Below are 1055 nucleotides of genomic sequence, written 5' to 3' on the forward strand. Positions count from 1 at the left end.
CTTAAAATTTGCATTTCGTTCCACTGACCTTAACGAGATTAAAAAGACCTTAGCCTTTTTTGGTGTAGACCCAGAGGACGAAAACAATCAGAAGCGATTGCGTGATTTGGAAAACGGGCAATGCCTTATCAGTGATTTATATGGTCGTGTCGGTGTGATACAGTTCCACCCTGTATTTGAAGAACTGCTCCATGCCTTTGATACCAGACCACCTGTGCGAAAAGAGGTGTAAATGTGAAACCATCAATAGTAAACAGAATAAAATCAAACTGGACGCTGAAACGTCTAGGTAAAGTGGCAATGACAGTGGCTTTCACACTTGTGATTGCCATTTTTCTTTTAGCCATGCTGGGAACGGTGGTTCAAGCTGCGGGCTTGGTAGATGATACGGTCAATGTGGCAAATGAATACAGCCGATACCCACTTGAAAACTATCAACTGGATTTTTATGTGGATAATAGCTGGGGCTGGCTTCCGTGGAACTGGTCGGACGGGATTGGAAAACAGGTCATGTATGGACTATATGCCATTACCAATTTTATTTGGACAATCAGTTTGTATGTTTCCAATGCGACAGGTTACTTAGTACAGGAAGCCTATTCCTTAGACTTCATTTCCGCTACAGCAGATTCCATTGGTAAGAATATGCAGACCTTAGCTGGTGTGAGTGCAAACGGATTTTCAACAGAGGGTTTCTATGTTGGATTCCTCTTACTCTTGATTTTGGTTCTTGGGGTTTATGTTGCCTATACGGGACTGATAAAGAGAGAAACCACAAAGGCAATTCATGCCATTATGAATTTTGTGCTGGTGTTTATCCTATCGGCTTCCTTTATTGCCTACGCTCCCGACTACATTAAAAAAATCAATGACTTTTCATCAGACATCAGTAATGCCAGTTTATCACTTGGCACGAAGATTGTCATGCCCCATTCCGATAGTCAAGGCAAGGACAGCGTGGACTTAATCAGAGATAGCCTGTTTTCCATACAGGTTCAGCAACCGTGGCTACTGCTTCAATACAACAGTTCAGACATTGAAAGTATCGGTATTGA

At 42.2% G+C, this 1055-nt stretch carries 2 protein-coding genes; both read left to right on the forward strand.

What is annotated here, in order from left to right; genetic code table 11:
* Positions 1–232: ATP-binding protein (locus HMPREF1125_RS03285; protein ID WP_000663694.1), on the forward strand; the 232-nt coding region annotated here is incomplete at its 5' end.
* A 2-nt stretch (positions 233–234) separates the two neighbouring features.
* On the forward strand, positions 235–1055 hold an 821-nt coding region (locus HMPREF1125_RS03290; RefSeq protein ID WP_029748378.1), incomplete at its 3' end, for a CD3337/EF1877 family mobilome membrane protein.

Source organism: Streptococcus oralis SK304 (assembly GCF_000287715.1).
Classification (GTDB): domain Bacteria; phylum Bacillota; class Bacilli; order Lactobacillales; family Streptococcaceae; genus Streptococcus; species Streptococcus oralis_Y.